This window comes from Methanocorpusculum vombati, from assembly GCF_026891935.1.
GTDB lineage: Archaea > Halobacteriota > Methanomicrobia > Methanomicrobiales > Methanocorpusculaceae > Methanocorpusculum > Methanocorpusculum vombati.
Genome location: NZ_JAPTGC010000031.1, coordinates 1 through 5,161, shown reverse-complemented (window position 1 = coordinate 5,161; position 5,161 = coordinate 1). Strand labels below are relative to the sequence as shown.

7 protein-coding genes are annotated in these 5,161 nt (G+C 50.9%); 3 read left to right on the top strand and 4 right to left on the bottom strand.

Annotated features, from left to right (window positions below; all coding sequences use genetic code 11):
* Window positions 1–641 precede the first annotated feature (641 nt).
* Genes O0S09_RS09850 through O0S09_RS09835 form a run of 4 tightly spaced genes read right to left on the bottom strand, consistent with a single transcriptional unit; the run spans window position 642 to window position 3,871 of the window.
* The gene (locus O0S09_RS09850) at window positions 642–1,556 is read right to left on the bottom strand and encodes a type IV pilin N-terminal domain-containing protein (protein WP_268923804.1); all 915 of its coding nucleotides are present in this window, start codon (window positions 1,554–1,556) and stop codon (window positions 642–644) included.
* Window positions 1,543–2,442, bottom strand: coding sequence for a hypothetical protein (locus O0S09_RS09845; RefSeq protein ID WP_268923802.1), 900 nt, complete (start codon window positions 2,440–2,442; stop codon window positions 1,543–1,545). Before O0S09_RS09845 ends, O0S09_RS09850 begins: the two co-directional genes overlap by 14 nt.
* Window positions 2,442–3,080: a hypothetical protein gene (locus O0S09_RS09840; RefSeq protein WP_268923801.1), complete on the bottom strand. Its 639-nt coding sequence runs from the start codon at window positions 3,078–3,080 to the stop codon at window positions 2,442–2,444. The genes O0S09_RS09845 and O0S09_RS09840 overlap by 1 nt, the downstream gene beginning before the upstream one ends.
* Complete coding sequence (locus O0S09_RS09835) at window positions 3,077–3,871, bottom strand: DUF7289 family protein (protein WP_268923800.1); 795 nt, start codon at window positions 3,869–3,871, stop codon at window positions 3,077–3,079. Before O0S09_RS09835 ends, O0S09_RS09840 begins: the two co-directional genes overlap by 4 nt.
* Window positions 3,872–3,910: 39 nt before the next feature.
* On the opposite strand from O0S09_RS09835, the gene O0S09_RS09830 reads away from it, so the two are divergent.
* The 3 genes from O0S09_RS09830 (at window position 3,911) to O0S09_RS09820 (ending at window position 5,048) form a co-directional block, all read left to right on the top strand.
* Window positions 3,911–4,042, top strand: a complete 132-nt coding sequence (locus tag O0S09_RS09830) for a hypothetical protein (RefSeq protein ID WP_268923799.1) — start codon at window positions 3,911–3,913, stop codon at window positions 4,040–4,042.
* A 31-nt stretch (window positions 4,043–4,073) separates the two neighbouring features.
* Window positions 4,074–4,196, top strand: a complete 123-nt coding sequence (locus O0S09_RS09825; protein ID WP_268923798.1) for a hypothetical protein — start codon at window positions 4,074–4,076, stop codon at window positions 4,194–4,196.
* A 117-nt stretch (window positions 4,197–4,313) separates the two neighbouring features.
* Window positions 4,314–5,048 (top strand): hypothetical protein, encoded by a 735-nt coding sequence (locus O0S09_RS09820; RefSeq protein ID WP_268923797.1) that lies wholly within the window; start codon window positions 4,314–4,316, stop codon window positions 5,046–5,048.
* Window positions 5,049–5,161: the final 113 nt, after the last annotated feature.

The following is a 5,161-nucleotide window of genomic DNA, read 5'->3' as shown; positions in this document are numbered from 1 at the left end:
CCATCCTGCCCGCTCGCTGCTCAACCCGCAAACAATTTTCAAAAAAATTCCCGAATAAACCGACGAAATACGTTCGTGAGAACACAGAAAAAGACACAGAAAGAATCTGTGTATTGGGATATGGTCAGTGATACCAACTTCCTTAGGCTTTCCGCGTTTTCCGTAAACGAAGCTGTATTTCATGTTTTTTCCGTGGAATTCCGTGTATGTCAGTGTGTTCCGTGGTTACCCCAAGCAAGGCCACATGCCAAAGATACCCACCTTACGTACCTCGCACGACGCACGTACACCACCCACAAAATCAACCCCCGTACAAGCCGTATTTTGCCAAAATACCCCCTCTAAAAATCCCCGGATGCCGCCTGCAAACAGCACGCCCCCTTCCCGCACATCCGCCCAGATGCGGAAGGGGGCGGTTTTTAAGAGGCTTCGACCGATTTTTGAGAGAAGAATCGTCCGGAGATCGTGGCGCTTATTTAAATGATGTGGGGCTTTACTAAAGGTAACTGAGGCCCAGAAAGTGTGTGGGTAAGGGGTTTCCGTCGCCGGGAAACGGGGCGGGCCATATGGCCCGGTTAAAAATTAACACATATATCCCCATAGTTTTGGGAAAGAACGAGATATCATCCTTTGATCTAATTCTATGTGATGGTAATCACTATTGTTCTACGAAAGCCTGCCATAGCTGGTGGCTCTTTATTCTTTTCCCACATTTCAATAGTAAAATACACTTTGTTCCCAGTTACGAGGTATTGTGGGTCAATCCCTATTTCAATATCTAACTTATTCTTACGCTCCTCCATTTTCGGCCCAAATACTGGACTCCATTCAGAATTAAATACTGTCACATTTATACTGCAGTATCCTACCTCCTTAGCATTACCCACCTTGAATCTCACATTTGTATTTGTTGTTGGATGGGGAAATTCTGCAGCTAAAGTCAGTGATTTCCCCTGCAAGAGTTCCAAATCTCCAAATTTAACAATATCCTTATTATTGGTATCTGTAGAGAGCCATCCATCAGTGTTGCCTCCCTCCCCTCCTCCAGTTGGCACTGGAGTAGGCACTGGTGTCGGCCCAATCGGTTTTGGTGGCACCGCAGTCCACTCATCCGGCACCATATCCCCAACCGGCAGCACTACCGCATCCGCCCCCAGGTACAGCAGAGCCGGACGGTTTCTGCTGTCCAGCCCGACGATCGACAGAACGTCCAACGCCCCACCAAACGAAATCCGATCTCCCGTCTCCCATACTTCTCCATCAAGGGAGGTCTCTGCTTTAGTGCTCCCGCTCTTTATCAGTGAAACGCTGTTTACCTTATCTTTCGATGCAGTATTGTAAAACACCAGATTTTTCAGCGGCAGTGCATCCCCGCCCGCATGATAGAGACTCTTCCCGTCTGCCGACATCTGAAACCGCACGTCCGGCAGCGCACCCGACGCCTCCTCCATCGCCGCAAACATTGACAGGCCGATGATCGCTCCCGCTACCGCCACAAGGCCGATCAGCAGCGCAACCGCCACGACCGGAGCAACACCCTCATCAGCTTTCCTCATAACGGTTCACCAGTGATACATCATATGTTGCCTCACGAATATAGACCTTCACCAACTTCATATCGTTCGGCCCCCCCACACCCGGTTCAATCGTCAGTCTGGCAGCGGTATCTTCCACAGATGCCTTTACTGTTCCAATACCCACCCACTCCGTCCCAATTTCCGTCCCAATTTTCGCATTGAACCGCGTTTCTGCCTCATAAAACAGCGAGTACCACAGATTTCGCTGTTCATCATCACTCGTAGAGAAGCTAATCACCAGCGTCTCATTTGTAGGACCGACAATACGATCCTTTTTTCCCGTGTACACAACATCAACAGGTGCTCCCCAGTTGCTGCTGATCGCGGCATTCCCCGAAAGAACCGGCATCACCATATCAACACGAATCGTACTATTACCATCAATTTTTTGTGGATACACCTCAATCAGTCCCGGTGTCAGCCACACCGCATTCCCATTATCGCTTCGGAATACACCCCCGCCTTCATAGCCGATCACCGTTGACCCCCGCGTCCCGCCAACCTGTGCAGAGAGTCTTCCAATATCCTTCCACTGCGCATCATGTACGGTATTTGAACCTATGTAAATACTCAATATACTTCCGGTCGTATTCGCAAACCCAATCGTCGTCCCGCTCATCCCCGAACTGCCCGGCATCAGCATCGAAAACCGCGCCCCTTCAAAATTATTCACCCGCACCTTGTCCGCCGACAGTTTCAGATCCAGAAACGTATTCGACAACTCAATCGCGTGCGTACTCTCTGCCTCCTTCACCATATCCGGCACACTAATCAAAGCCCAGATACCGATCCCAAGAGCAACCAGCATCAGCAGAATCACAAAACCGATCACCACCGACGAAGCCGCATCACAGTCGCGCCGCATCACCGCACCCCCATCTCAAACACACAATAATACACATTGCCTGCTCCCGCAATCACATCCACCAGCCGGTACTCAATCACCGCACGACCACTCCCCGACACCTCCGACTTCGTACCTTCCTTCACCACAACGCGGAACTGATCCGAACCCGGCAGCCGGTACAGCAGATTCCCCGCAGGCCCGAACGCCGTCACCGTATTATTCCCGCCGTGATATCGCAGAAACACATCATCCGTGTACGCATTCACGCCGCGATACGTGACCTCCGGATAGTAATACTTCGTGTCTCCCTTCGTTGTTGCAACAATACTGATATTGGTAGCAACGCTCAGCGTCCCCGCCGCCCGCGTCAGCGGGAACGACAAAATCTCCATCCCGCTGTCCGCCGCATCCGGCCCCAGCCGGAACACACTCTCCCGCATAACACCCGTTGAATTTGCAATCCACACGTTCTCCACGCCGGACTTAAACTCCGCAAACTGCATCTGAATACTCACCGTATGAATCTCCTCCATCTGCTCTCCCCCCGCAGGCACCGCATACAGTGCCCACAGACTGAACGCGATGATCAGTATCGCAAGAATCATCACAAAACTGATCACCTCCGACACGCCCGAATCACGGTTACTTACGTTCATAGAACCGCTCCCCGCACCACAACTGAATAATTCACCGTCATCACATTTACCGTACCGGGATATTTTTGTATTATCCATGTGGTTCCCGCTTCATTCAAGTCCATACCAATAAGATTCGCCAGACTCTTCGCAGCGTCCTCCCTCTCGTTTATATTGATCTTAATCTCAGGCTTATCATAGAGATCAACATCCGTATCAATCAGCCGATACTCAACTACCCCGAAACGATTCCCTGAAACCGATGTTTCACCCCCTTCAACCAGACGCGGCAGAACAATCAGCAGAGAATCACCGCTCTTTCCCACACTCGGTGCAAGCACCAGCGACTGGGAATCACGCGTCCCCGCAAACACTGCCCCGGCCTCATACACCACCATCGAATCCGGCGCATAATTATTTGACGTTGTATAGCTCAGCCTCAGCAAATTATTATAGTTCGTATTATTGATATCCAGCGTAACTCCTGACACCCCCGCCGTCAGCGTCGCAGAACCAACCGTCGGCGTAAACACCGGCAACATCGAAACAATTCCCCGCTTCGGCGTGGACAACTGAATCAGCACACTCCGCGTCACATTCGGCAGTGTGGAATCCTCCCACAACAGATCCATATCATACTTCAGATCCGAAATATCCTGCACCGCACCAAGCGCCAGCTCCCCCTCCATCTCCGCCCCCGTCATCGGCGGAACAACCAGCGCCATAACAAACAGAACCACAGCCACCAGTCCCATAATCAGCACAAAACCAATGATCTCCGTAACTCCCTCATCAGACGCCTGCCGGAACATACTACCATAGTAGTACCGGTTTTGACCAGATATAGATTTGTGACAAAACAGCCCCTGCGCCCGAAGTCCCGGCATCTTCCCACCATCCTGCCGGACCCGGACAAAATAATCCGGCGGGACACACGCGGTGCACTTCCGGAACAGACGCTTCCCCTCCGGGATTGCCGGTGATGCCGCAAAGTATAGCAGACATGTTTGAAGAATGGCGTACGCGGTGAACCTCAGTGACGAAAACTATCCAAGCCCCGGAACAAATACCTGCCACATCCTCTCGCAGCACCCCAAACTCCTGCCAACAAAACTGCCGAAAACCCCAACCATCTGAAAAATCGTACATCAGATAGGAAAAACATCACAACCATCACACAAAAAATTGCCCCTTACAAAAAATATATTATCCCGCAATGCACATTTTCACATAACCCGTCTCCAGGAGAAAAAGATGGACGAACACACAAAAACAAAACGCGTACCGATCTATGTTGACCCCGACATCCGGAGCACAATCATGCAGCTCCGGCAGGAAAATCAAACCTGCAACGACGTAATTGAAACCTCAATAACCCAGACCGTACAAAACGCCATATCTCCCCTCATGTTTGAAAGGCTCAGTGCTATCGGACACTACCCCCTGCACGAACCAATAAAATGCGACGTATGGTTTAAAAAAGACCTCCGGGTCTGGTGCGTAGAAAACAGAAAACTCGCACTGCTTGGCATGGGAGTCAGCCTCCCCGGAATCCTCGCATCCCTCGAAGAAGCACTGGAAGGGCATATCCTCAGCTTTACCGAATTCCCTGATGAAAAACACTCCGAAGACTCATTAACCCTGAAAAAGGACTTAATGGAACAGATTGACTTCGCCGAAGCACTTCAGCAGATCCACAAAAAATACGGCGAAAACATAACAACACTACCCGCAAAAAAAGGATATGTCACAATCCGGAAAGGCGAACACACCCATTATACCTTCACCCGGGCCGACGGACTGATCTGCGACCGGATCTACACAACCATCGACCCCGACACAGAAACCAGCGCCCCCGCCGGCAAGCTTGCAAAACTCTGTGTCCAGATGAGATTTGCAAAAAAAGAAGACTTCCTGCAGTTTATCGCCCACGGATTCCCGGAAGAAAAATATCGGGAAATGATACGAAGACAGCACTTCTCCGTCTAAACTGTGATGCCACGAAAAGCTTTCGTAGATATCCGAACAGATATCCCGGCAGAACCCCCGCGCTCTTCCCCCCTCACCACCCGCCGCACCCAAAGAACACCCCCTCCCTTCAT

What these genes read in the sequence shown, in the direction of transcription:
- O0S09_RS09850 (WP_268923804.1), bottom strand. Translation starts at nt 1,556, where the DNA reads ATGAGGAAAGCTGATGAGGGTGTTGCTCCGGTCGTGGCGGTTGCGCTG.
- O0S09_RS09845 (WP_268923802.1), bottom strand. Translation starts at nt 2,442, where the DNA reads ATGCGGCGCGACTGTGATGCGGCTTCGTCGGTGGTGATCGGTTTTGTG.
- O0S09_RS09840 (WP_268923801.1), bottom strand. Translation starts at nt 3,080, where the DNA reads ATGAACGTAAGTAACCGTGATTCGGGCGTGTCGGAGGTGATCAGTTTT.
- O0S09_RS09835 (WP_268923800.1), bottom strand. Translation starts at nt 3,871, where the DNA reads ATGTTCCGGCAGGCGTCTGATGAGGGAGTTACGGAGATCATTGGTTTT.
- O0S09_RS09825 (WP_268923798.1), top strand. Translation starts at nt 4,074, where the DNA reads ATGGCGTACGCGGTGAACCTCAGTGACGAAAACTATCCAAGCCCCGGA.
- O0S09_RS09820 (WP_268923797.1), top strand. Translation starts at nt 4,314, where the DNA reads ATGGACGAACACACAAAAACAAAACGCGTACCGATCTATGTTGACCCC.